The 25,311-nt window shown below is 47.6% G+C and carries 17 protein-coding genes, 12 tRNA genes and 2 rRNA genes (1 of these 31 only partly in view); all 31 read left to right on the top strand.

What is annotated here, in order from left to right; translation table 11 throughout:
* Window positions 1-2,642 (top strand): 23S ribosomal RNA (locus ACKTT9_RS36395); it begins 276 nt to the left of the window's first position.
* Window positions 2,643-2,711: 69 nt separating this feature from the next.
* Window positions 2,712-2,828 (top strand): 5S ribosomal RNA (gene rrf, locus ACKTT9_RS36390).
* A 5-nt stretch (window positions 2,829-2,833) separates the two neighbouring features.
* Window positions 2,834-2,909 (top strand) — tRNA-Asn (locus ACKTT9_RS36385).
* 2 nt (window positions 2,910-2,911) lie between these two features.
* Window positions 2,912-2,987, top strand: a tRNA-Thr gene (locus ACKTT9_RS36380).
* A gap of 14 nt (window positions 2,988-3,001) precedes the next feature.
* Window positions 3,002-3,076, top strand: a tRNA-Glu gene (locus ACKTT9_RS36375).
* 15 nt (window positions 3,077-3,091) lie between these two features.
* Window positions 3,092-3,167: transfer RNA gene (locus ACKTT9_RS36370), tRNA-Val, on the top strand.
* Between the two features lie 12 nt (window positions 3,168-3,179).
* Window positions 3,180-3,252, top strand: a tRNA-Thr gene (locus ACKTT9_RS36365).
* 9 nt (window positions 3,253-3,261) lie between these two features.
* Window positions 3,262-3,333, top strand: a tRNA-Gln gene (locus ACKTT9_RS36360).
* Window positions 3,334-3,344: 11 nt separating this feature from the next.
* Window positions 3,345-3,420, top strand: a tRNA-Lys gene (locus ACKTT9_RS36355).
* Window positions 3,421-3,439: 19 nt separating this feature from the next.
* A tRNA-Leu gene (locus ACKTT9_RS36350) sits at window positions 3,440-3,519 on the top strand.
* A gap of 38 nt (window positions 3,520-3,557) precedes the next feature.
* Window positions 3,558-3,632: transfer RNA gene (locus ACKTT9_RS36345), tRNA-Gly, on the top strand.
* An 8-nt stretch (window positions 3,633-3,640) separates the two neighbouring features.
* Window positions 3,641-3,717, top strand: a tRNA-Arg gene (locus ACKTT9_RS36340).
* Window positions 3,718-3,739: 22 nt separating this feature from the next.
* Window positions 3,740-3,813 (top strand) — tRNA-Pro (locus ACKTT9_RS36335).
* Window positions 3,814-3,820: 7 nt separating this feature from the next.
* Window positions 3,821-3,891: transfer RNA gene (locus tag ACKTT9_RS36330), tRNA-Gly, on the top strand.
* Window positions 3,892-4,422: 531 nt separating this feature from the next.
* The gene (ppc, locus tag ACKTT9_RS36325; protein WP_407869828.1) at window positions 4,423-7,209 is read left to right on the top strand and encodes a phosphoenolpyruvate carboxylase; all 2,787 of its coding nucleotides are present in this window, start codon (window positions 4,423-4,425) and stop codon (window positions 7,207-7,209) included.
* A 317-nt stretch (window positions 7,210-7,526) separates the two neighbouring features.
* On the top strand, window positions 7,527-8,123 hold the full coding sequence (sigW, locus tag ACKTT9_RS36320; protein WP_407869827.1) for an RNA polymerase sigma factor SigW: 597 nt from the start codon (window positions 7,527-7,529) through the stop codon (window positions 8,121-8,123).
* 69 nt (window positions 8,124-8,192) lie between these two features.
* Window positions 8,193-8,798: a zf-HC2 domain-containing protein gene (locus ACKTT9_RS36315; protein WP_407869826.1), complete on the top strand. Its 606-nt coding sequence runs from the start codon at window positions 8,193-8,195 to the stop codon at window positions 8,796-8,798.
* Between the two features lie 178 nt (window positions 8,799-8,976).
* Window positions 8,977-9,792, top strand: a complete 816-nt coding sequence (gene cdaA / locus ACKTT9_RS36310; RefSeq protein WP_127456697.1) for a diadenylate cyclase CdaA — start codon at window positions 8,977-8,979, stop codon at window positions 9,790-9,792.
* Entirely contained in the window at window positions 9,785-11,080 is a 1,296-nt protein-coding gene (locus ACKTT9_RS36305) for a YbbR-like domain-containing protein (protein WP_407869825.1), read from the top strand. Before cdaA ends, ACKTT9_RS36305 begins: the two co-directional genes overlap by 8 nt.
* 27 nt (window positions 11,081-11,107) lie before the next feature.
* Window positions 11,108-12,448, top strand: coding sequence for a phosphoglucosamine mutase (gene glmM, locus ACKTT9_RS36300; protein WP_407869824.1), 1,341 nt, complete (start codon window positions 11,108-11,110; stop codon window positions 12,446-12,448).
* Window positions 12,449-12,907: 459 nt separating this feature from the next.
* Window positions 12,908-14,737, top strand: coding sequence for a glutamine--fructose-6-phosphate transaminase (isomerizing) (gene glmS / locus ACKTT9_RS36295; protein WP_407869823.1), 1,830 nt, complete (start codon window positions 12,908-12,910; stop codon window positions 14,735-14,737).
* A 212-nt stretch (window positions 14,738-14,949) separates the two neighbouring features.
* Window positions 14,950-16,449 (top strand): MDR family MFS transporter, encoded by a 1,500-nt coding sequence (locus ACKTT9_RS36290; RefSeq protein WP_407869822.1) that lies wholly within the window; start codon window positions 14,950-14,952, stop codon window positions 16,447-16,449.
* A gap of 258 nt (window positions 16,450-16,707) precedes the next feature.
* A complete protein-coding gene (locus ACKTT9_RS36285) occupies window positions 16,708-17,880 on the top strand; it encodes an MFS transporter (protein WP_407869821.1) in 1,173 nt (390 codons plus the stop codon).
* Between the two features lie 98 nt (window positions 17,881-17,978).
* A complete protein-coding gene (locus tag ACKTT9_RS36280; RefSeq protein WP_407869820.1) occupies window positions 17,979-18,506 on the top strand; it encodes a CBO0543 family protein in 528 nt (175 codons plus the stop codon).
* Between the two features lie 133 nt (window positions 18,507-18,639).
* Window positions 18,640-19,908, top strand: a complete 1,269-nt coding sequence (locus ACKTT9_RS36275) for an MFS transporter (RefSeq protein WP_407869819.1) — start codon at window positions 18,640-18,642, stop codon at window positions 19,906-19,908.
* A 73-nt stretch (window positions 19,909-19,981) separates the two neighbouring features.
* Window positions 19,982-21,085, top strand: a complete 1,104-nt coding sequence (locus ACKTT9_RS36270) for an NADH:flavin oxidoreductase (RefSeq protein ID WP_407869818.1) — start codon at window positions 19,982-19,984, stop codon at window positions 21,083-21,085.
* Window positions 21,086-21,137: 52 nt separating this feature from the next.
* Window positions 21,138-21,710 carry a TetR/AcrR family transcriptional regulator gene (locus ACKTT9_RS36265; protein ID WP_127456678.1) on the top strand — a complete coding sequence of 191 codons (573 nt, stop codon included), beginning with the start codon at window positions 21,138-21,140 and terminating at the stop codon, window positions 21,708-21,710.
* 99 nt (window positions 21,711-21,809) lie between these two features.
* Entirely contained in the window at window positions 21,810-22,397 is a 588-nt protein-coding gene (locus tag ACKTT9_RS36260) for a TetR family transcriptional regulator (protein WP_407869817.1), read from the top strand.
* Window positions 22,398-22,579: 182 nt separating this feature from the next.
* Window positions 22,580-23,320, top strand: a complete 741-nt coding sequence (locus ACKTT9_RS36255) for an SDR family oxidoreductase (protein WP_407869816.1) — start codon at window positions 22,580-22,582, stop codon at window positions 23,318-23,320.
* A 109-nt stretch (window positions 23,321-23,429) separates the two neighbouring features.
* A complete protein-coding gene (locus ACKTT9_RS36250; protein ID WP_407869815.1) occupies window positions 23,430-23,948 on the top strand; it encodes a TetR/AcrR family transcriptional regulator in 519 nt (172 codons plus the stop codon).
* Window positions 23,949-24,162: 214 nt separating this feature from the next.
* Window positions 24,163-25,308 (top strand): mandelate racemase/muconate lactonizing enzyme family protein, encoded by a 1,146-nt coding sequence (locus ACKTT9_RS36245; RefSeq protein ID WP_407869814.1) that lies wholly within the window; start codon window positions 24,163-24,165, stop codon window positions 25,306-25,308.
* The last annotated feature ends 3 nt before the right edge of the window (window positions 25,309-25,311 follow it).

The following is a 25,311-nucleotide window of genomic DNA, read 5'->3' as shown; positions in this document are numbered from 1 at the left end:
CAAGGAGCTTGCTCCTTGGGGTTGTAGGACCTCATCATGGGGTTAGTTTGGTAGGCGAAGTGATCTGGAAAGGTCCGGCATAGAAGGTAAAAGCCCTGTAGCCAAAATCAAACGAATCTCCTAGAGGTATCCTGAGTACGGCGGGTCACGTGAAACCCCGTCGGAATCCGGCAGGACCATCTGCCAAGGCTAAATACTCCCTAGTGACCGATAGTGAAGCAGTACCGTGAGGGAAAGGTGAAAAGCACCGCGGAAGCGGAGTGAAAAAGAACCTGAAACCGTGTGCTTACAAAAAGTCAGAGCCCTCTATATGGGTGATGGCGTGCCTTTTGTAGAATGAACCGGCGAGTTACGTTCCCGTGCGAGGTTAAGTCGAAGAGACGGAGCCGCAGCGAAAGCGAGTCTGAATAGGGCGCTTGAGTACGTGGACGTAGACCCGAAACCGTGTGATCTACCCCTGTCCAGGGTGAAGGTGAGGTAACACTCACTGGAGGCCCGAACCCACGAATGTTGAAAAATTCGGGGATGAGGTGGGGGTAGCGGAGAAATTCCAATCGAACTCGGAGATAGCTGGTTCTCCCCGAAATAGCTTTAGGGCTAGCCTCGGATGTGGAGTTGTGGAGGTAAAGCACTGATTGGGTGCGGGGCCCGCCAAGGGTTACCAAGTCCAGTCAAACTCTGAATGCCACAAACTTAAATCCGGGAGTCAGACAGTGAGTGCTAAGATCCATTGTCAAAAGGGAAACAGCCCAGACCATCAGCTAAGGTCCCCAAGTGTGTGTTAAGTGGGAAAGGATGTGGAGTTGCACAGACAACCAGGATGTTGGCTTAGAAGCAGCCACCATTGAAAGAGTGCGTAATAGCTCACTGGTCGAGTGACTCTGCGCCGAAAATGTAACGGGGCTAAACACGCCACCGAAGCTATGGCTTGCACGTTAGTGCATGGGTAGGGGAGCGTTGTATGTACGTTGAATTCTGACCGTAAGGACAGGTGGAGCGCATACAAGTGAGAATGCCGGTATAAGTAACGAAAAGATCAGTGAGAATCTGATCCGCCGAAAACCTAAGGGTTCCTGAGGAAGGCTCGTCCGCTCAGGGTAAGTCGGGACCTAAGGCGAGGCCGAAAGGCGTAGTCGATGGACAACAGGTGGAAATTCCTGTACCACCGTAGCCGTTATGAGCAATGGAGTGACGCAGAAGGATAGTGACGCGAGCTGATGGATGCTCGTCCAAGCAGTGAGGCTGGTTAGTAGGCAAATCCGCTAACCATAAGGCTGGGCTGTGATGGGGAGGGAAATTTTAAGTACCGAAGGTCATGATTTCACACTGCCAAGAAAAGCTTCTAGCCAGGCGAAGGTGCCCGTACCGCAAACCGACACAGGTGGGTGAGAAGAGAATTCTAAGGCGCGCGGAAGAACTCTCGTTAAGGAACTCGGCAAAATGACCCCGTAACTTCGGGAGAAGGGGTGCCTCGGTAGGGTGAATAGCCCGAGGGGGCCGCAGTGAAAAGGCCCAAGCGACTGTTTAGCAAAAACACAGGTCTGTGCGAAGCCGCAAGGCGAAGTATACGGGCTGACGCCTGCCCGGTGCTGGAAGGTTAAGAGGAGTGGTTAGGGGGTAACCCCGAAGCTATGAATTGAAGCCCCAGTAAACGGCGGCCGTAACTATAACGGTCCTAAGGTAGCGAAATTCCTTGTCAGGTAAATTCTGACCCGCACGAATGGCGTAACGACTTGGGCGCTGTCTCAACGAGAGATCCGGTGAAATTTTAATACCTGTGAAGATGCAGGTTACCCGCGACAAGACGGAAAGACCCCATGGAGCTTTACTGCAGCTTGATATTGGACTTTGGTACGATCTGTACAGGATAGGTGGGAGCCTTTGAAGCCTGAGCGCCAGCTTGGGTGGAGGCGCCGTTGGGATACCACCCTGATCGTATCGGAGTTCTAACCTGGTACCGTGATCCGGTATGGGGACAGTGTCAGGTGGGCAGTTTGACTGGGGCGGTCGCCTCCTAAAATGTAACGGAGGCGTTTAAAGGTTCCCTCAGAATGGTTGGAAATCATTCGCAGAGTGCAAAGGCATAAGGGAGCTTGACTGCGAGACCTACAAGTCGAGCAGGGACGAAAGTCGGACTTAGTGATCCGGTGGTACCGAATGGAAGGGCCATCGCTCAACGGATAAAAGCTACCCTGGGGATAACAGGCTTATCTCCCCCAAGAGTCCACATCGACGGGGAGGTTTGGCACCTCGATGTCGGCTCATCGCATCCTGGGGCTGAAGTAGGTCCCAAGGGTTGGGCTGTTCGCCCATTAAAGCGGTACGCGAGCTGGGTTCAGAACGTCGTGAGACAGTTCGGTCCCTATCTGTCGCGGGCGTAGGAAATTTGAGAGGAGCTGTCCTTAGTACGAGAGGACCGGGATGGACGTACCGCTGGTGTACCAGTTGTCTCGCCAGAGGCACCGCTGGGTAGCTATGTACGGAGGGGATAAGCGCTGAAAGCATCTAAGCGCGAAGCCCCCCTCAAGATGAGATTTCCCAGTATGTAAGACCCCTTGTAGACGACGAGGTTGATAGGTTCGAGGTGGAAGTGCGGCAACGTATGCAGCTGACGAATACTAATCGGTCGAGGGCTTAACCACAAATCCTAAGAATCAAACCTTTACGCAAGTTTCGTATCTAGTTTTCAAGGCGCAAACACGCTTTGACTGTTTGGTGATGATGGCGGAGGGGACCCACGCGTTCCCATCTCGAACACGACCGTTAAGCCCTCCAGCGTCGATGGTACTTGAACCGCAGGGTTCTGGGAGAGTAGAACGTTGCCAAGCAGTATTCCCTGATAGCTCAGTTGGTAGAGCACTCGACTGTTAATCGAGTTGTCACAGGTTCGAGTCCTGTTCGGGGAGCCATTGCTTCCATAGCTCAGTCGGTAGAGTGCATCCATGGTAAGGATGAGGTCACCGGTTCGATTCCGGTTGGAAGCTCCAGTAGTTTTTTGTAAGGCCCGTTGGTCAAGTGGTTAAGACACCTCCCTTTCACGGAGGTAACAGGGGTTCGAGTCCCCTACGGGTCACCATTACGTATTTCCCATGGAGGCTTAGCTCAGCTGGGAGAGCATCTGCCTTACAAGCAGAGGGTCGGCGGTTCGATCCCGTCAGCCTCCACCATTAACTGTATATGCCGTTGTAGCTCAACTGGTAGAGCAACTGACTTGTAATCAGTAGGTTGGGGGTTCAAGTCCTCTCGACGGCATGTTATCATTGGGGATTAGCCAAGCGGTAAGGCAACGGACTTTGACTCCGTCATGCCAAGGTTCAAATCCTTGATCCCCAGTTTCTTTTTATGAGTCATTAGCTCAGTTGGTAGAGCACCTGACTTTTAATCAGGGTGTCGTAGGTTCGAATCCTACATGACTCACCATTTGCCTTATTTAGAACATGCGCGTATGGCGGAATTGGCAGACGCACTAGACTTAGGATCTAGCGGGCGACCGTGGGGGTTCAAGTCCCTCTACGCGCATTAAATCCTCAGAAGTATTTATACTCCTGAGGTACCCTGCGGAAGTGGCTCAGCGGTAGAGCATCGCCTTGCCAAGGCGAGGGTCGCGGGTTCGATCCCCGTCTTCCGCTCCATAATTTAAGCGCCCTTAGCTCAGCTGGATAGAGTATTTGACTACGAATCAAAAGGTCGGGAGTTCGAATCTCTCAGGGCGCGCCATTTCTTATTAGTATTATCGTATCGGGATGTAGCTCAGCTTGGTAGAGCACCTGCTTTGGGAGCAGGGGGTCGCATGTTCAAATCGTGTCATCCCGATATACGCGCGGGTGTAGTTCAATGGTAGAACTTCAGCCTTCCAAGCTGGTAGCGTGGGTTCGATTCCCATCACCCGCTTCACAAAAAGAGAGAGTCACCTTCGGGTGGCTTTTTCTTTTTGTGCAAGTATGGAAAGAGTAAGGGAACTGGAGTACGCTATTTCGGGCAAATCAGCCAAATTCTCCTTTAGGGGGAACTACAGGGCTTTATCTGTCAGCGAAGGCAAGTATATTAGCTGAAATCTACGAAATAGCTTACCATAGTTCCCTTCGAGGGACGGATGCAACAGTATCCAGCTAAATAGAGACCTGTACTTCCGTTAACACAATACATAGCTTGGGCTCATCTGAAAAAGCATGCTTATAAAGAACTAGAGGCGTAAGAAAGAGTCACCTTCGAGTGGCTTTTGTTTTGTTTGTGAGAAGGGAGGAGATATCCCTTTGTTGTAACATACAATAATTACCACAGCCTAATTAGGGCTTTTTTTATTTTACTACTATGTGCAAAGAGCGGATTGTGGTAAAATATTCTGAAATGAGTTTTTGTAACGTCAAGCTTTTATAGAGAGAAGCATTAATGCAACATAGTGAATAGATGAGGTGGAGAGTTATGTTAGAGAATGTAATCGGCCTACAAAAGCAAGGAACGAATAATCTGCTTCGCAGGGACGTACGTTTCTTGGGGCACATACTAGGTGAAGTTCTGGTACATCAGGGCGGCAATGATCTCCTCGATGTTGTCGAGAAAATTCGTGAGATGAGTAAGTCATTAAGAGCACACTATGTCATTGAAATCTATGATGAGTTCAAAGAAACGATTTCTTCGCTTGATCCGGAAATTCGCCATCAAGTGATCCGAGCATTTGCTATTTACTTTCAGCTGGTTAATATTGCTGAGCAGAATCATCGGATTCGTCGTAAAAGAGACTACGAGCGTTCCTCCGGTGAGACCGTGCAGCCTGGTTCCATAGAGAGCATTGTTCAGGAACTAAGAAACAATCATATCCCTTTTGAAGAAGTGCAAGAAATTCTTAAATCTATCTCTTTAGAACTTGTCATGACTGCTCATCCAACGGAAGCAATGCGCAGAGCCGTGCTTGATATTAATCTGCGTATTTCGGAAGATATGATGAAGCTGGATAATCCGATGCTAACTTCCCGCGAGCGTGAACAGCTGCGTGAGAAGCTGCTTGGAGAAGTTCTGAATCTATGGCAAACGGACGAGCTGCGTGATCGCAAACCGACGGTCATCGATGAGGTTCGTAACGGGTTGTACTATTTTGACGAAACTTTGTTCGATGTGCTGCCAGAGGTTTACCATGAGCTTGAACGCTGCTTAAATAAATATTACCCGCAGGATACTTGGCACGTGCCATCATTCTTGAAGTTCGGTTCATGGATTGGTGGAGACCGTGATGGCAATCCATCTGTGAGAGCGAATGTAACATGGGAAACGCTAGGACTGCACCGTCAGCTGGCTTTGCAAAAGTATGAAGAGGTTCTTAAGGAAACTCTAGAAAATATGAGCTTCAGCAAAAATATCGTGACAGTTAGCGATGCCTTACTGGAGTCCATTCAATGCGACCGTGTAGCTCTTGGTAATGTGCAGGATGTATGGCGCAATGAGAAAGAGCCTTACCGTATCAAAACAACATATATGATCGAAAAGGTGCATAACACAGGCAATCCTAATGTGCCAGCAAGTCAGAAATATAACAGCCCCGACGAATTTATTAGTGATTTGCAAATTATTGATGCTAGCTTAAGATCGCATTTTGCCGATTACGTTGCTGACAAATATATTAAAAAGTTGATCCGTCAAGTTGAACTGTTCGGCTTCCACTTAGCTGCTCTTGATATCAGACAGCACAGTAAAGAGCATGAATCAGCTATGACAGAGATTTTAGCGAAAATGGGTATTACGAGTGACTACAGTAAGCTTTCTGAAAAAGAGAAAATCTCGCTTCTGACAGATGTTCTGAATGATCCGAGACCAATCACTTCAACTTACCTGGATTACTCCGAAGGTACGAAGGAGTGTTTAGACGTTTACCGTACGGTAGGCGAAGCACAGAAAGAGTTTGGACGTAATTGTATCAATAGCTACCTAATTAGTATGACACAGGGTGCTAGTGATCTTCTGGAAGTTGTAGTGTTTGCGAAGGAAGCAGGCCTATACCGTAAAGAGAACGATGGCAGCGTAACAAGCACGCTTCAGTCGGTACCTTTATTTGAAACGATTGACGACTTGCACGCGGCACCAGGTATTATGAGCACACTGTTAGCAATTCCTGCTTACCGTGACAGCCTTGATCCGGAAACTCAGCTTCACGAAATCATGCTTGGGTACTCGGACAGCAATAAAGACGGCGGAGTAATCACAGCAAACTGGGAGCTTCGTATGGCGCTTCAGGATATCACGGAAGCTGCGAAAAAATTCGGCGTGAAGCTGAAGTTCTTCCATGGCCGTGGTGGCGCACTAGGGCGCGGCGGAATGCCGCTTAACCGCAGTATCCTTGCACAACCGGTAGAAACGCTTGGCGGAGGTATTAAGATCACAGAGCAAGGGGAAGTTTTATCTTCTCGTTATTCCTTGCAAGGGATTGCTTATCGCAGCTTAGAGCAGGCGACTTTTGCATTAATTACAGCGTCCAAACTATCGCTTTCCCCACAAAGACTTCCACAAGAAGACAAATGGGAGACGATTATGCGAGGTATTTCGGAGCAGGCACAGACGAAATATCAGGATCTCATTTTCCGGGACGAAGACTTCTTAACGTTCTTTAAAGAATCAACACCGCTGCCTGAGATTGGCGAGCTGAATATTGGTTCACGTCCATCCAAGCGTAAAAATAGCGACAGATTTGAAGATTTGCGTGCGATTCCGTGGGTATTCTCCTGGACGCAAACTCGTTATTTGCTTCCTGCATGGTATGCGGCAGGCACGGGTCTGCAAAGCTTTTATCAAGGAAATGCAGCGAATCTAGAGACTTTAAAAGAAATGTATGAAGATTGGTCATTCTTCCGTACTATGATTGATAATCTGCAAATGGCGCTTGCCAAAGCGGATCTGCAAATTGCGAAAGAATACGGGAATTTAGTGAAGGAATCGGCGATTGCAGAGCGTATTTTCAACCTCATTAGGGAAGAATATGAATTAACTTCTTCGATCATTTTGCAAATTACAGGGCAGCAAGAGATTTTGGATAATGTTCCTGTTATTCAAGAGTCAATTCGCCTTCGTAACCCTTACGTTGATCCACTGAGCTATATGCAGGTTGAACTGCTTACAGAGCTTCGTGCTCTGCGTGAAAATAATCAAGACGATGCAATTCTGCTGCGTGAAGTGCTGCTTACAATTAACGGCATTGCAGCTGGGCTGAGAAACACAGGCTGATACTATAGAGTGCATAAGCGTATAGACAGGATGATAAAGTCGGGGGCCTCGTATATCGAGCGCAGCTCGACTTTTCTTGTTCTATACAAGATCTGTTTTCCTCGAATCGGCAGCACCTTGCGGGGATGTTAGGTTCGGTTGAGCTTCCTGTGGCGTTTATCGCTACGTTTTCCATTATTGCGGAGCCGGTAAATGGGTTATAATGGATAGGGATGGGTTTAATTTTGGTTGGAATTTTAATTTCTGAAAACAAAACGTTATTTTTGCGTATGTATTAGAAAAGAGTCGAATTGCCTAAGAAGCCGGAGGAAAACGAATTGAATTTTGTTGAAGCACGTCTGGCTAAACTAGCCAGAAATGGGGATCGAAATGCTTTTGCGGAGCTTGTAGAGCTCTATAAGGATAAGATCTTTCACTTGGCTTACCGTATGCTGAATAACAAACAAGAGGCCGAGGATGCGGTGCAGGAAACGTTCTTGCGGGTATATACGAATTTGCACCGATATGATGAGAATCAGAAGTTTTCAACTTGGATTTTTCGAATTGGAACAAATCTGTGTATCGATAAATTGCGTAGAAGAAAGAATACGTATTCCTTAGACGCGGAAATGCCGGACGGAGAAGGCAATGACTATTATGCAATGCTGCCAAGTCATGAAGACACGCCTGAGAAACAAATCATCGTGTCCGAGACACAGGAACAGATTCGTAAAGCGATTGATACCTTACCGGAAAAATATAAATCAATCGTCATTTTGCGCTATTTGCAGGATATGTCCCTTCAGGAGATCTCTGAAGTGCTTGATATGCCCGTAACGACGATCAAAACACGAGTACACCGGGGCCGAGAGTACTTGCGCAAACGGTTAGAACAGGAGGAACAAGATGCCAATACAAATCCTGTTCCAAGGTGAAACATATTTAAATTCGAAACGTATGGTATATCACAACATGCAAAAGTCTAAGAAAGGGGTGGCTGCCCGGTGAACTGCAAAGAAGCCCTCCCGCTCATACATGAATATCTAGACGGTGATTTGCAAGGATCGGATTCTCGGCTGTTAAAAGAACATCTGATTGCTTGTCAGGCCTGTCATGCGTTATTCAAACAATTAGAGAAAACAGATGCGCTAGTTAGAATGCTGCCACCACTAAGAGCTTCTGATACGCTGACAGAGCAGATTATGAGCGGATTGCCTCCAATGAAGCAAAGAAGCGGCTGGATGGACTTCATTCGCAGGCATCCTGCTGGTTCGGTGGCTGTCGTTTTCGGGGCTGTCATGTTCGGCAGCTTCATGTCCATGTGGAATGACGATACGAACTTGATGGTCAAAGGAAGCAACCTGCAGGATGTAGTCATCCAAGGGGATACCGTCATTGTACCGCAGGGTCATACCGTGCAAGGAGATCTCGTTGTACAACGGGGAACGCTGAAGGTGGAAGGCGATGTAACGGGTAATTTAACCGTTATCGATGGCACACTGAATTTGGCGTCTACCGCGCATATTTCGGGTCAAGTTACACAGGTGAATGAAGCAATTGGTTGGGTTTGGTATAAATTAGGCGAATTCGTAGGGATGCTCTCGAATTAGCTTGAAACGTCTGCCGTTGGCTTTGAGCCGAAGGGGACGTTTTTTTTTAGGTACATTGAACCAAATCAACTGGGAAACACTCAGATAAAGAGAGAAAAATAGAAGTATACTTAGGATTATGTTATGATTCTAGGTATAGAGAGATCACTGTGTTCAGTCGCCTGGGGGAGAATAATAAATGGACTTACTCACGAGCATCTCGGCTAAGGATATCGTTGATATTCTGATCGTTAGCTATGTGATTTATAAATTAATCCTGTTAGTTCGTGGGACAAGAGCCATTCAGCTCATGAAAGGTATTCTTGTTGTCGTCATTACATGGGTATTTAGTATTTGGTTTAAACTCAGTACGCTCCAGTGGATGATGAATCAAACCTTTACGTTCGGGGTATTGGGCGTTATTATTATTTTTCAGCCCGAGCTTAGACGAGCCTTGGAACAATTAGGCCGCGGAAAGCTGTTTAGCCGCTCCTCAAGCGAAGAGGATCAGGACGTCAACAAACGGATCAGTGAAGTCATACGGGCTGCGAATTATTTGGCCAAAAGAAAGATAGGGGCCTTGATCGTGTTCGAGAAAGAAACCGGTTTGACGGATTACGTGGAGTCCGGTATTGCCATAGAGAGTAAAATCAGCGCTGAGCTGTTGATCAATATTTTTATTCCGAATACGCCGTTGCATGATGGAGCGGTTATTATTCGTCAAGGGCAATTAATGGCCGCGGGCTGCTACTTGCCGTTGTCTGAAAATCCATTCATCTCCAAAGAACTTGGCACGCGGCATCGAGCCGCTATTGGGATGAGTGAAGTCTCAGATGCGATGTGTATCATTGTATCCGAGGAGACCGGCCAGATCTCTTTGACGATGAACGGTCACATTGTCCGGGATATTAAAGAGGAATCCCTGATCGCGAAACTGTTCGAAGAGCTTAAGCCGAAGGCAAAAACAAATGAGAAGAACCCTTTCTTGAAATGGAGGGGGCGTTCGAATGGATAAATGGTTGCGTAATACGAATGTGGTGCGCATCGTTGCGCTTGTAATTAGTATTTTGCTATGGGTTGTCGTGCATATGGAGGAGACGAATATATCGGGAAGTTCACCTCTGAGGCAACGGGATGAAACGATTAATAATGTAGCCATCACAACGAAATATGATGAAACTCATTATCATATCTCGTCGATGTCGCCAGCGAATGTGCAGATCATCCTGAGCGGCAAAGAGTCTGCCGTTAAGAAAGTAACAGCTAGCAATACGTATCAAATTGAGCTTGATTTAACCCAAGTAGGCAAAGGAGATCATCAGCTTGCGCTGAAGCCGGTAGGGTTTCCAACCGATGTTGAAGTGCAAATCATTCCTAAAACGGTCCACGTGATCATTGAAGAGCTGCAAATGAAAGAAGTGCCTGTCGTTATTAACGTTAAGGGTACGCCTTCAGCAGGGCTGAAAGCCGGCCAACCGATTGTGAAACCTAACAAGGTGTACATTACTGCGCAAACAAGCAAACTTGAGCAGATCGAGAATGTACGCGGCGAGGTTTCCGTGGATAAGGCGCAGTCTGCCGTAACAAAGCAAGTGAAGCTGCAAGCTTTTGATAAGGAAGGCAAAGAAGTCACTGTGAATATGAATCCGCCTGTCGTGGATGTTGAGGTGCCGATAACAAGTCCGTTCCAGACAATACCTCTGCAATTGAAGATAAGCGGAGAGCCGCCGAAGGGGTTTGCTATTTCGATGGTGACGCAAAGTCCAGACAAAGTTACGGTCTATGGTACTCAGGATGTTGTGGATCGGATGGAATTTTATCAGGGTCCGCAGCTGAATATTCAAGATCAGAAGGAAACAAAAGAATATTCACTGGACATTCCTTTAAGGAATAAAGTAACACAACTGGATCCCGCCAAAGTGACTGTGAAAGTAGAAATTGTTCCTTCTATTACCAGAGCTTTGGAGAATGTCCCGATTACGATCATCGGTGCAAATGAAAACTATGCAACGAAGGTGACGACGCCGGAATCGGCGCAGCTGAACATAACGGTTGAAGGAGCTCCTACCATCATCGATCAATTAAAGGTGCAGGACGTTCAAGCTATTCTGGATGTAAGTAATTTACCGCCAGGGAAGCACGAACTGAAGGTTACTCTGAACCTTCCAACGTATGTCAAGCTTGGATCACCGCAAGATGTGAAAGCAACTGTAGAAATCAGCGAGAAAGCGGCAGCAAATACAACAGCAAATGGAGCACCTAGTGCATCACCAAGTGCATCACCAAAAGCAGCAAATCCATAATGGGATGAACAAGAGGAGAATAGAGACATGGGGAAATATTTTGGTACAGATGGTGTGCGCGGCGTCGCCAATGGCGAGTTGACACCAGAATTAGCGTATAAGGTTGGCCGCTGCGGCGGGTATGTATTAACAAGACAGGCTAAGCATCCGAAAGTCGTGATCGGGAGAGATACACGCATTTCGGGTCCTATGCTGGAAGCATCCCTCGTAGCAGGGTTGCTATCTATTGGTGTGGAGGTTATTCGCATTGGTGTTGTAAGCACACCAGCGGTGGCTTATTTAACGAAAAAGCTCGGAGCGGATGCAGGCGTTATGATCTCGGCTTCCCATAATCCGGTTGAGGATAATGGGATCAAGTTTTTCGGGGGCGACGGCTTCAAACTTCTGGACGAGACAGAGCTTGAGATTGAACAGCTGCTTGACGCAGCTGTAGACGAGTTGCCTCGCCCGGTTGGCGGCGAGATCGGTACGGTTTCAGACGACCCGGATGCGAAGCTAGCCTATCTGGCGTTCTTGAAAGAAACGGTATCCGAGTCTTTCACCGGATACAAGGTTGTTCTTGACTGCGCGAACGGCTCAGCCTTCGAGCTGGCTCCTGCGATCTTCCGCGAGTTGGGAGCGGAAGTTATCACCATCGGCGCTGAGCCGAACGGACGCAATATCAACGAACATTGCGGCTCCACGCATCCTGAGAAGCTTCGCGAAGAAGTGGTGAAACATGGCGCAGCCATTGGTCTTGCTTTTGACGGGGACGCGGATCGCTTGATCGCGATTGATGAGAAGGGCGAGGAAGTCGACGGCGACTTCATCTTAAGCATTTTGGGAGATGCGCTGAACCGCGCAGGCAAGCTCAACCACGGCACGATTGTGACGACGGTGATGGCGAATATCGGCTTTTTCAAAGGGATTGAAAAAGCGGGTCTTAAAGCCCTGCAAACAGCAGTAGGCGACCGCTACGTGATGGAAGAGATGCGTAAAGGCGGCTATAACCTAGGCGGAGAGCAGTCCGGGCATGTTATTTTCCTTGATTACATCTCGACGGGAGATGGCATTTTAACTGCCTTACAGTTGGTGAACACGATCGTTGCTTCTGGGCATAAATTGAGTGAGCTAAAAGGAATTATGCGTAAATTCCCGCAGCTGCTCGTTAATGTTCGTGTAGCAGACAAGAGCAAGCTGAAGAATAATACGGTTGTTGAAGAAGCTATTCGCAAGGTGGAAGCTGAGCTTGGCGATAACGGGCGGGTTCTCGTGCGTCCTTCGGGAACGGAGTCTTTAATCCGCGTTATGGCGGAAGGACCGGATAAAGAGCAAGTTGAGGCTTATGTGCATGATATTGCGAAGGTTATCCAAGAGCAATTGGTATAACGGTTCGCTGAGTTGACGTTTATTGAAGTTCCCCTTTCGCGCTTTTTAGCATTAATGTGTGCTTTTCTGGGCGAATAGGGGGATTTTGATAGAAAAAATAAGTTGCACGATGACTGAAAAATGAATATGATGTATTTACTCAAGAAGGAAAGGCAGGGTAGAGGTTAATCATTTACAAATAGCGCCAGAACTCGCAGGCGGAACGGGAATGTAGTATAAGCTACTACTACGCAGGTGAGTTGACGAGGTGAAGGTGTTCGAAACATTCGGCGGGGACCTTCCGGCATTAGGAATGCCGTTAAGTTGGAGAGCAAAAACGCTTGGGCGACCGGGCTGACAAGTATCCAACGTCCGTTTCTTTTTCATGCGAACTTATCGGTAATCGTTAAATATATGGATTTGGATCTTTGAAAAATAGCCTTGTTGAATAGGCTCATAAAACTATGGAGGTACTACACTATGTGCGGAATCGTTGGTTATATTGGAAAGCGTAATTCTCAGGAAATTTTGCTGGAAGGGCTGAAAAAGCTTGAATATCGGGGCTATGACTCTGCAGGTGTAGCCGTGTATACAGCTAATGGTCTGGAAATTAAGAAGGCAAAAGGCCGCATTGCGAACCTTGAATCCAAGCTTGAGGAAACCCCTCTGAACGGAAGCGTTGGGATCGGACATACCCGATGGGCGACGCATGGTAAGCCGTCTGATGTGAACTCGCATCCTCATACGGATAATTCGTTGAAGTTTTCCGTTGTGCATAACGGGATCATCGAAAATTACATTTCTCTTAAAGAAGAGCTAACCGCGAAAGGCCACCAGTTCGTCTCCGAAACAGACACAGAAGTGATCTCACACCTCATTGCTGATCTATACGAAGGAGATATCCTTAAAGCGGTTCAAAAAGCCGTAAAACAAATGACAGGCGCATTTGCATTGGGTGTCTTAACAGAGTATGAACCGGATCGTCTAGTTGCGGTACGTCAAGCAAGTCCTTTGATTATCGGTATCGGTGAAGGCGAGAACTTCATTGGCTCCGATATCCCGGCTATCCTCGAATATACGCGTAATGTGTTTATTCTAAATGATGGCGAAATGGCGCTGTTGACGCGAGATGGTGTCGAATTAATGACTTTGGAAGGGAATTTTATTTCCAGGGAAATGTTTCATGTCGATTGGGATATTGTTACGGCGGAAAAAGCCGGATTCGATCACTTTATGTTGAAAGAAATCTACGATCAGCCTAAAGCATATCGCGACACAATGGGAAGCCGTATTGCAACGGATGGCCGTACAGTAACGTTAAATGAGCTGTCGATCACAGCGGAAGCAATCCGCAACATCAGCAGAGTTCATATTGTGGCCTGCGGAACTGCGTATCATGCAGGTATGGTTGGGAAATATGTGATTGAGAAAATGGCGCGCATTCCGGTTGAAACGGATGTTGCGTCCGAGTATCGTTATCGTTCCCCAATTATCACGAAGGATACGCTTGTGATCGTTGTTAGCCAATCCGGTGAAACAGCGGATACGCTAGCTGCGCTTCGTGAAGCGAAACGTTGTGGTGCGCACGTAATGGCGATTACGAACGTAGTCGGCAGTTCGGTTGCGCGTGAAGCGGATGATATTATCACAACTTGGGCGGGACCAGAGATTGCTGTAGCATCGACAAAAGCTTACACATCCCAGTTGATTGCTTTCTATCTGCTTGGAATCCATTTGGCACAAACCATTGGTACACAAACGGAGTCGGAAATCGTTGAGATGATTACAGCTTTGAAACAGTTGCCTGAACAAGTTGAAGAAATTCTTGCTCAAGCGGAAGATCTGAAAGCAGTAGCAGAAGAAATGGCTAAACATGATAACCTCTTCTTCATCGGTAGAGGTTTGGATTATGCGGTAGCGTTAGAAGGCTCTTTGAAGCTGAAAGAAATCTCTTACATTCACTCTGAAGCTTATGCGGCGGGTGAATTGAAACATGGTACGCTAGCGCTGATTGAGGATGGCGTTCCTGTCATTGCGCTGGGTACTCAGCTTGAACTGTTGGAGAAAACAGTTAGCAATATTAAAGAAGTAAAAGCGCGCGGCGCGAACGTGCTTGGGATCGCTGTTGAAGGCGAGCATGAGCTGCTGAAGTCAGTAGACAGCACGTTTGTGATTCCGAAAACGCTGGATGTTCTTTCTCCGGCATTGTCGGTTATTCCGCTGCAATTGCTTTCCTACTATGCGTCCTTGGCGCGTGGGAATGATGTTGATAAGCCGCGGAATTTGGCGAAGAGTGTGACAGTGGAGTAGACCTTCTACGGTTATATCAAATAAGAAACCATTACCTATCAAAAGGTGATGGTTTCTTTTTGTTTTCAGGTATAATCGATAGCTTAATTGACAAATTAAAATAGAGTCCAACAGCGCCTCTTTCTCCGAGTCTATCGAACAATACAGAATGAATAGTTGCTCAGTCATTATTATCCATTATCTAGAGCTCGATGAGCAGAAAGCAGGGACCTATGTCAGCTCCTACGCAAGCAAAACCAACGTCGGCCGGAGGGAACGACGACTTCTCGCTGAAAGCCATTCTGCCGCCGCTCATGGCGATTATTGTCGGTATGATCATGGTTATTCTAGACAGCACAGTGGTCAATAATGCGATTCCAAAACTCGTTGAATACTTTAACACCGATCTGAAGACGATCCAATGGACCGTCACCGGCTATACGTTGGCCTTATCTGCCGTTATCCCTCTTGCAGGCTGGATGACCGATAAATTCGGTTCCAAGCAAATTTTTATGGTTACTATTGCCTTGTTCACGATCGGATCTGTGCTGTGCGGCATTGCGCAAACGCCGGAACAATTGATCATATACCGTGTCATTCAAGGCTTGGGGGGAGGCATGGTGTCCCCAATCGGGATGGCCATGGTGTTCAAGCTGGCGCCTCCAGAGCGCCGCGGATCCATCATGGGCGTGCTTGGCATTCCCATGCTGATGGCGCCGGCTTTCGGTCCAGTGCTATCCGGTTGGTTGGTCGATTCGGTCAGTTGGCATTGGATATTTATCATCAATCTGCCAATCGGCATTATCGCTTTTATTCTCGGCTATAAATATTTGCCGAAATCCGTCCGACATTCGGCGCCACATCTGGATGTCCTTGGCATGTGCCTCGCTCCGATTGCCTTCTCCATGTTAGCATACGGCGTAAGCGAAGGAGGCACTAGCTGGACCTCCGCTTCTACCATTACGGGCTTGGCGGTCGGAGGTATAGCGCTCATTATCTTTATCTTCGTGGAACTGTCACAGAAGGAGCCGCTGCTGGAGTTGAAAGTATTCAGGTCGTCGGACTTTACACGGAGTATCATTTTGACATGGATCGTACAGCTGGCGTTGTTCGGCGCAATGTTGATTGTCCCCCTGTATTTACAAGGCGTCATGCATTACACGGCTCTTGAGACGGGTTGGATTCTGATGCCTCAGGCCATATTCGCAGGAATCGGAATGCCGATCAGCGGCCGGTTGTTCGATAAAATCGGTGCGCGTCCCCTAGCCTTCGGCGGTCTTGCCGCCGTATCTGTTGCTCTGTTCATTTTGTCAGGAATCTCAGTGAATACTTCGCTGTGGGTTATCATCCTGTGCATCTGTATCATGGGTCTGGGTATGGGCTTCTCCATGATGCCTCTGAATACCCATGTCCTGAACTCTGCGCCTCGAAGCCTAGTAAGCCGTGTTACACCGCTGACAACTGCCGCTCAGCAGGTCGTGGTCTCGTTCGCGGTAGCCGGCTTAACGGGTTACCTGACATCGCAGATCACATCGTACGCGGCAAGTGCAGGAGCGGGAGCGAATCCGTTGAATGCGGTGGTGCAGGGTTACGGGGACACGTTCTTCTTGTCTGCGTGCATTGCGACCGCGGGTGTGCTACTAACGCTTATTTTACGAAAACCGAAAAAACTCAAAGAAGAAGAAACCGCTGGCGGAGAAAATCCCGACCCCGCGATGATGATGGGACACTAACCGTGAATCGGCATTTTCCGATTCGATCGTTTGGAATAGCCTTGGCCGTTAGTAGGCTAAGGCTTTTTTTAAACATCTTGAGAGCTAAATCAGACGACTGTACATAATACCCATTGACATGGTACAGATCTGTCTGTATTATTTGTAATTGAATATGATACAGACCTGTCTCTATCATACATCAAGTATTTTGAAGCTATGGGTGGATAAGGGTGGATATTTAACTATTACTAGTTATGGAGAGGAGAAACACTAGATATGAAAAAAATGCTCTGGATCATTCTTATGATGTCGTGCGGAGCTACCTTTATATCATCCTTGTTCCCTGTATATGGGAAGTATTATCATTTGAGCAGTCTGGAAATCACCATTTTGTTTGCTGTATATGCTGTTATTTTGCTGCCTACTTTACTTATTGTGGGAGCCAAAGCGAACTCGTGGGGATTGAAAAGAGTACTTCGCATAAGTATATGGATATCCATTGTAGCAACGCTGCTCTTTATAGTAAGCCAGAACGTCTGGATGCTCTATACGGCAAGGATTCTCGAAGGTATCGCATACGGGACTTTTACAGGTACGGCCACTGCTTTTCTATTGAAACAAACCTCTTCCAATAAAATTAGTAAGGCAATCAAATTCTCGGGGGTCATTGTTAATCTTGGCTTTGGCTTGGGTCCAGCTATTTCAGGTTTGGTCGTCCAATATATACACATTCAGCCGCTGCGGATGCCATTTTGGTTTTTGCTCGTCCTATTGGTGATTTCTTTGGTACTCCTGGAACTGTTGCCGAAGACTGAAGATTCCCAAAAGCAGGCAAAAACGAAGATTTCACTGGGTATTCCCAACAATATTCGTACGCACTTTTTTTCAATAATCGGCCTTCCTGCATTTATTTTTTTCATGCTAGGTGGGATTGTACTTTCTCTTATTCCTTCTTTCGTTAAAAGCGTCATTCACACGTCTAATCTTTCTATAGCGGGATTGTTAATGCTCATGCTTCTTGGTGTGGGCGGCTTGATGCAATTCTTTCCTTGGTTGCAAAATCCGGTTACGCGGATGCGTATTGGTATCGTGTTCCTAGCCGTCGGACCCTGGATTACTGTTTTTTCCGGTCAGAAAGAAAACTTATTTTTACTTGCGACTGGTATGCTCATTCAAGGAATTGGAGCTGGATGGTCGTTTCAAGCTGCGCTAAGGTTTGCCGGCCAACTGCCGAAGCCAGAAGAACGCCCACGCGTCATTTCGGCCTTTTATTTGTGCGCCTATGCGGGATTCATCATTCCTCCAATTGGCGTCGGAGTGTTGACTCAATTTTTTAGCTTAAACTTTTCATTGGTTATTCTAAATTCGGTTGCCGCTTTACTCGTTATTTATGTACTGGTTTACTCCGTCAAATTTAAACGGTATTATTCAACAATTACATCCCATTAAACATTAATGGTGAAAACTATTTCTGTCTCAACTCATATTTGTACGCATTTGATAGCACACTACGGTTAAGAGATTTATTCTATTAGGAGGTTATCACGTTGGAGAAATTATTATTAAGGATGCTGTTTCTGTCTTGTGTGGCAGCTGTGCCCTTTGTTTTGAGACGTAAAAACTTGCTTATGTTCTTAATCGTGTTCTTTGCAAAAGGTGTGCTCGCGGTTACGTTAGATTCCTACTTTATTAAAAAGAAGAGCATTGCTTATCCGGCACGTCCGTTTCCCAAAATTTTTGATGCAAATATTCTTTACGACTTTTTATTCTACCCGCTATTAAGCGTAATTTGGGTAAGAACGACTTATAACAGTAAACCGGCTGAGCTGATGCTCAGAAGCCTGTTCTTCAGTGTCCCTATGTCCCTGTTGCAGTGGGCTTTAGAAAAGAAAACGAAGTTATTCAAGTGGAATTCATGGACAGTTTTGCATACTTTCGCATCCCTCAACTTCACGTTATTTACAATACGAGGATTTGTAGGTCTAGTTAGAAGATTACTGCCGAATGACGGATTATTACAAATGGACGAAGCTAAGTATGACAGTGCGGAACTAACCGCTAAGGCTGCTGGTTGACCATAAAACATCCTGATGAAGTAGTCATTCGTCGGGATGTTTTTTTCATTGACAACATTGAAACCTGTAGTGTAACATACAGATTATATTTTTGAGAATGAACATTCTCAATAACCAGAAAGGGTGAGAAGAGATGTTGAAGGAAAATAAACTCTCCAAGTTTTATTATGGTTGGGTTGTTATAGGTATTGTGTTTCTATCGCTGCTCGTCTCGGCAGGAATCAGCTCTTTTCCGAGCGTATTAATTCAGTCGCTTGAAAAAGAATTTGGCTGGACGCGAGCATCCATATCAGGCGTTATTTCCATTCGTATTTTATTATATGGGCTAATTGGTCCGTTCTCGGCCGCTATGCTGGCTAAATTCGGAGTTCGCCGCACCATGGTCTTCGCCATTATACTGATGCTGATCTCTTTAGGACTCACACCATTCATTACTGCAGTATGGCAGCTCATTTTGCTGTGGGGGGTACTCGGCGGTATTAGCACGGGGGCTTTGGCTAATGTCTTGGGAATAACCGTCGCGAATCGCTGGTTTGTGAAGCACAAAGGGTTGGTAATCGGCATGCTTACAGCGAGTGCCGCAACTGGTCAACTTCTTTTCCTTCCTCTGCTAGCGAAAATTACGAGTGAAAGTGGCTGGCGCAATGCCGTCTATGTCATTATGGCGGCCCTTCTTATCCTGCTGCCGATCGTTGGGATCTGGATGAGAAATCATCCTTATGATAAAGGTTTAGCTCCACTTGGTACTACGGAAGTTGTGAAGCCAGCACCTTTCCAAGGGAATTTGCTGCTTACTCCGATCCGCACACTATTCTCAGTGATGAAGAATCTGACATTCTGGATGCTGGCCGGGACCTTCTTCTTTTGCGGATTCTCAACCAATGGACTGATTGGTACACATTTAATCGCAGCCTGCGGAGACAGCAATATTCCGATTGTTACCGCTGCAAGCCTACTCGCGTTGATGGGAATCTTTGATCTTGTCGGTACTACGTTTTCCGGTTGGTTATCTGACCGTTTCGATAGCAGATGGCTGCTGTTCTGGTATTATGGCCTGCGCGGTCTATCATTAATCTTTCTACCTTATGCACTTGGTACTGGTTATACGCAGCTTACGGTATTCGCGGTATTTTATGGGCTGGACTGGATCGCAACGGTTCCACCGACAGTGAAATTGACCTCTGATGCCTTTGGCAAAGAGAAAGCAGGCATGGTTTTTGGTTGGATTCTGGTCGCCCACCAAGCGGGTGCTTCTACTGCAGCATATGGCGCAGGCTTCTTGCGTGAACTTCTCGGCAGTTACACGGTGCCGTTTGTTGCCGCCGGTTTCGTCTGTCTGATTGCAGCGATTGTAGCACTGAGAATCCGCAGCAGAAAAGCGGTGGCTGTAGCAGCAGCTTAACAAATAATTAAGCCAAACGAAGGAAAAGGTAACAGTGACGATCGTGATGAAACACGACAGATGGAGGGATCCCATGAGTATTGGCCAAAAGCAATCCATTCAACCGTTATTTCAACCTTTCACACTGAACCAACTTACCTTAGCTAATCGTATTGTTATGGCACCTATGACAAGAAGCTTTTCTCCAAATGGCGTACCGGGGGCCGCTGTGGCTGCTTATTACCGTAGACGCGCAGAGAACGGAGTCGGTCTAATTATGACAGAGGGAGCGGTCATCGACCATCCTGCTGCGACAGGCGACCCGAACATCCCGCACATGCATGGGGAAGATGCACTAAATGGCTGGGCTCATGTTGTGAAGGAAGTGCATGCGGCAGGCGGGAAAATTATTTCCCAGCTTTGGCATGTGGGAATTACCAGGAGGACTCGCTCAGAGCCGAATCTGGAGGCTGCTTCCATCTCCCCTTCAGGCATTGACTTAATGGGGGAAAAAGCAGGCGAGCCTATGACGGAATCAGAGATTGCCGACGTCATTAAGGCATTTGCGGATGGAGCTGCGAACGCCAAGCGGATTGGTTTTGATGGCATTGAGCTGCACGGCGGTCACGGTTATTTAATTGATCAGTTTTTCTGGGAAAAAACGAATCAACGAAAGGATCGCTATGGCGGCAACCTCGTTAAGCGGACGCGTTTTGCGGTAGAGATTATCGAAGCCTGCCGACAGGCGGTCGGACCTGATTTTCCCATCATTCTCCGGATCTCGCAGTGGAAAGTAGGCTCATATGGCGCCAAGCTGGCAAAATCGCCGGAGGAGTTGGCGCAGTTTCTGGCACCGCTCGTGGAAGCGGGTGTGGACATATTCGACTGCTCGAGCCGGCACTTCTGGGAGCCGGAGTTTCCTGGCTCAGAACTGAATCTTGCAGGCTGGACCAAGAAACTGACCGGCAAGCCGACCATCACCGTCGGTTCGGTGGGGCTTGAATCCGAGCCGTTTGACCAGAAGGATGAGCATGAAATGATCGACGAGTTGGTGGAGCGGCTTGATCGTAAGGAATTTGATCTGGCTGCCATTGGCCGCGCCATGTTGGCAGACCCGGCCTGGGCGGCAAAGATTCGCGAAGGTCGCGACAATGAGCTAATTCCGTACACAGCGGATCGACTGAAAGACCTGATGTAGGTGTCAAACGGACCCAAATGCTATACTAATCTCTGTATGAAGGGGGTAGCGTATGGCTAGGAACAGAGAGTTCGAAGTGAATACCGTACTAGGCAAAGCGATGGGCGTTTTCTGGGAAAAAGGATATGAAAAAACATCCATGCAGGACCTGGTTACGGAAATGGGCGTCCATCGAAGAAGCATCTATGATACCTTCGGAGACAAGCATGATCTCTTTATGAAAGTGATTGACCGTTACGAAGAAGTGGTCGGTACTCGGATCTACCATGCTGATGGGCAGACATCACCGAAAAAGGCGATCAGAGAAATTTTTGAACGAGTGATTGGTAAAAAAGAAGATAAACCCCGCGGGTGTTTAATGGTCAACACCGCTGTGGAGCTCGCCATTCATGATGAGGAAGCTGCGGCTAAGGTCAATGAGAGCTTTTCCAAGACGGAGGCACGCTTGCAAGAGCTTGTTGAACTCGGCATCAAATCGGGAGAAATAGACGCTGGGCAGGATGCTCGAAAGCTTGCGCAGTTTTTAAATAATACGTTGCTTGGGCTACGGGTTCTGGTCAAAACAACGGAAGATGCAGAGAAACTGCAAGGCATCGTAGATACAACGCTATCTATGCTTGATTGACGGATTCATTGAATCAAATGACAGAAAACCATAGTTGATACTTTAAGTTTGTTTATTCCTTGTGCTATGATGAGAATCATACTTAGGGAGAAGACCGATATGGCGAATGATCAACCCTTAACAAAGGAAGCAATTCTGGAAGCCGCGGAACAGGTTCTGCGGCGTTATGGCCCAGAGAAAACATCTGTCGTCGATGTTGCCAAAGCACTGCAAGTCAGTCACGGGACCTTGTATCGACACTTCCCCAGCAAAGCTGCTTTACGCGAAGCCGTGACTGAACGTTGGCTGCACAGGATTGGGGAGCCTCTACAGGAGCTTGCGAATCAATTGGATGGCAGTGCGGCAGATCGGCTGCGGACATGGCTTCAGGCGCTGATCCAAAGTAAACGGAAGCATGTGATTGAGGATCCGGAAATGTTCGGCATGTACTCGGCGGTGACTTTGGATGCCGTTGAAATGATTGCGGAGCATGTCCAACACCTAATCGGTCAAATGACGGGTATCATCGCAGATGGAGTGAACGTGAAGGAGTTTCGTTCTGGCGAACCTGAGGCTATGGCAAGGGCGATTTTTTTCGCGACAACGAGATTCCATCATCCCGCTCATGCTTATGAGTGGTCCACTTCCACGATTGAGCAAGAGTTTGATTTAGTGTGGGAATTAATCCTTTCGGGGATTCGCAAGTGATAGAAAGACCTGGCGGTGATTTCGATTTTCCGCTGGGTCTTTTTTTTGCATAAAGGGGCGAGGGCGAGCCGACGCAAGTGCGTAATGACAAATATATAATTTTGTCAGTTGTAATTTGTTATCGTTATACATATAATAGACTCATAAGCCAAACAATGAATGTAACGAGGAGGAATCATCGCATGTCTAACTTATCCGGGAAAGTAGCCATCGTAACAGGAGCATCCAGGGGGATCGGGAGAGAAATAGCGGAGCTTCTCGCCAAGCATGGCGCGAAGGTGGTCATTAATTTCGCCAGCAATCCTGCTAAGGCAGAAGAAGTGGTGGCGAGCATTAAGCAAAACGGCGGAGAAGCTTTGCCTGTCCAGGCGGATATTAGCCGAGTATCCGATATTGAGCAGCTTTTTCAAACAACATTAGCCGCGTACGGACAAATCGATATTCTTGTCAATAACGCAGGCATTATGATCACAAAGCCGCTGGCTGTGATGACGGAAGAAGACTTCGACAAGCAGTATGCCATCAATGTAAAAGGCACTTATTTTGCGATCCAGCAGGCGCTTAAGCATATGAATAAAGGCGGCCGCATTATTAATTTCTCAACCTCCGTTGCCGGGATGATGTTTCCTACCTATAGTGCCTATGCAGGCACAAAGGGGGCCGTTGAGCAGATTACACGCCAGCTCACCAAAGAATTGGGACCGGCGGGCATCACGATTAACGCGGTAGCACCAGGGCCGGTAAATACCGAACTGTTCACCGTCGGTAAGTCAGAGGAGCAGATTCAAGGGATCGCGAATTTAAACGCCTTTGGCCGTTTGGGAGAACCGGAAGATATCGCAGGCGCGGTGCTTTTCTTGGCCAGCGAAGAGTCGCGTTGGATCACAGGCCAAACCATCCGAATTAACGGCGGCATGGTGTAAAAGCGGCAAGTTAGAGTTGCAATCTCCAACGATGTGGGATATACTAGGTCCGATTAGTGATTGACCAATCACTAATCGGACTTTTTAACAGATGAGGAGGTCGCGGCAAATGGTGAAGGGTGTAACGTCTACCGATCGACGTAATGATATTATTCATTCCGCTGTCGAAGTATTTGCCGAATTCGGTTATTATCGTGCGACAACTGCGCAAGTGGCAGAACGTGCTTCCATTTCACAGCCTTATGTGTATCGATTCTTCACCAAGGAGTCGCTCCTGGAAGCTGCACTGGAGCTCTCATGGCAACGCATCCTTCAAGCTTTCCAACGCGTAAAGGAAACGACATCGCCAGAGCTGCTAGAACTTGGCTTCATCCGCGCTTACGAAGAGATTACGGAATCGCACAGAAATGAGATTTTGCTGCAGATGCAGGCGCAGACGATCCAGGAAGCACCCATCCGCGCTGTCATGAAGCGGGGGATGAATGAGGTGAAGCAGTTCGTGATGCAGGCTTTTGAGGAGGCAGGACTCCAAGAGGCTGAGGAGCGGACGACGAACTTTTTGGCACGGGGGATGCTGTGCAACGTTTCCTTGGCACTGGATATGCCCGATTTGATGATAAAAAAATAATAAGATTTTTTTCAACACCATTAATTGATTGAACAATCATAACGCAAGAGGGCTAGCGCATCCAGCTGCCCTCTTCTTTGTCGTTTATCGGAAAAGTCCAACATGTTTTCTCCTTTAGGCAAATATCAGGGCAAATGGATTTGTTACAATGCATATGAAAGCTTGTAATGGTGCTCATTTTTCTATTATGGAAAGTGAAAGGACAGGTTGCGGAATGATCATTACCAATGTGGAGACATTCATCGTCGGGAACTCATGGAAAAATTGGCTTTTCGTCAAACTGCATACGAAGGAAGGCATTTATGGCATCGGTGAGGGAACCCTCAATGGGTTCGCCAAAACGGTGGAAGCAGCGATTCATGAGCTGAAGCATTTGTATATCGGGATGGACGTTCATGATGTAGAAACCATCGCACTCAAGATGACACGCGACGTGTATTCGGATGGCGGTCAAATTCAGGGCTCGGCGCTGGCAGCAATTGAAACCGCTTGCTGGGATATTATCGGCAAAGAGGCTGAACTCCCGCTGTATAAGCTATTGGGTGGCAAATGTCACGAAAAGCTGCGCTGCTACGCGAACGGGTGGTACCGAGGGCCGCGTGATCCGCAAAGCTTTCATGAGAAGGCAAAGGACGTTGTCGCAAGGGGCTATACGGCGCTTAAATTTGATCCTTTTGGTAACGCATGGCGTACCGTGGATAGGAAGGATTTTCGCATGGGGCTTGACATTATCGCGGCGGTTCGTGAAGCGGTAGGTCCAGATGTTGACCTTCTGATTGAAGGCCATAACCGCTTCAGTGTACATACAGCTCTTCAATTCGCAGAAGCCATGCTGCCTTATGAGCCTACGTGGTTCGAGGCGCCGGTGCCTCCACAGCGGATCTCCTCCATGGTCGAGGTAGCGAAGCGCAGTCCCGTGCCGATTGCCTGCGGCGAGGACTATTACAATCGCGAACAGTTCGCCGAACTGCTGCAGCATGATGCGGTCCATATCGTGCAACTGGAGCCGCAATACCTCGGCATCTCCGCTTCCAAGCAAATATGCGGGATGGTTCATGCGCATGGCGGTGTTACAGCTCCGCATAGCGCTCAAGGGCCGATCTGCTCGGTAGTTTGCGCTCATTTGAATATGGCGACGCCGAATTTCTTCATCCATGAAATTTTCGACGAATTTAATGAGCCGTGGGAAGAGCAGCTGCTCACACCTCCGCTGAAAGTGGACCGCGGTTATCTGCTCCCGCCTGAAGAGCCGGGTTTGGGCATTGACCTTAATCTGGAGGAGATTGCGAAGCATCCGTATGATCCCGGTCACTGGCTCCCCCTATTCAAGCAGGGCTGGGAAAAGCGCGAGAAGCATTGATAA

This window comes from Paenibacillus sp. P36 (assembly GCF_045866505.1).
Lineage (GTDB): Bacteria > Bacillota > Bacilli > Paenibacillales > NBRC-103111 > Paenibacillus_E > Paenibacillus_E chondroitinus.
This window is presented reverse-complemented; position numbering and strand designations above follow the sequence as displayed.

Coding starts and splice junctions, on each gene's coding strand:
- ppc (WP_407869828.1), top strand. CDS start 4,423: ATGTTAGAGAATGTAATCGGCCTACAAAAGCAAGGAACGAATAATCTG.
- cdaA (WP_127456697.1), top strand. CDS start 8,977: ATGGACTTACTCACGAGCATCTCGGCTAAGGATATCGTTGATATTCTG.
- ACKTT9_RS36305 (WP_407869825.1), top strand. CDS start 9,785: ATGGATAAATGGTTGCGTAATACGAATGTGGTGCGCATCGTTGCGCTT.
- glmM (WP_407869824.1), top strand. CDS start 11,108: ATGGGGAAATATTTTGGTACAGATGGTGTGCGCGGCGTCGCCAATGGC.
- glmS (WP_407869823.1), top strand. CDS start 12,908: ATGTGCGGAATCGTTGGTTATATTGGAAAGCGTAATTCTCAGGAAATT.
- ACKTT9_RS36290 (WP_407869822.1), top strand. CDS start 14,950: ATGTCAGCTCCTACGCAAGCAAAACCAACGTCGGCCGGAGGGAACGAC.
- ACKTT9_RS36285 (WP_407869821.1), top strand. CDS start 16,708: ATGAAAAAAATGCTCTGGATCATTCTTATGATGTCGTGCGGAGCTACC.
- ACKTT9_RS36275 (WP_407869819.1), top strand. CDS start 18,640: ATGTTGAAGGAAAATAAACTCTCCAAGTTTTATTATGGTTGGGTTGTT.
- ACKTT9_RS36270 (WP_407869818.1), top strand. CDS start 19,982: ATGAGTATTGGCCAAAAGCAATCCATTCAACCGTTATTTCAACCTTTC.
- ACKTT9_RS36265 (WP_127456678.1), top strand. CDS start 21,138: ATGGCTAGGAACAGAGAGTTCGAAGTGAATACCGTACTAGGCAAAGCG.
- ACKTT9_RS36260 (WP_407869817.1), top strand. CDS start 21,810: ATGGCGAATGATCAACCCTTAACAAAGGAAGCAATTCTGGAAGCCGCG.
- ACKTT9_RS36255 (WP_407869816.1), top strand. CDS start 22,580: ATGTCTAACTTATCCGGGAAAGTAGCCATCGTAACAGGAGCATCCAGG.
- ACKTT9_RS36250 (WP_407869815.1), top strand. CDS start 23,430: ATGGTGAAGGGTGTAACGTCTACCGATCGACGTAATGATATTATTCAT.
- ACKTT9_RS36245 (WP_407869814.1), top strand. CDS start 24,163: ATGATCATTACCAATGTGGAGACATTCATCGTCGGGAACTCATGGAAA.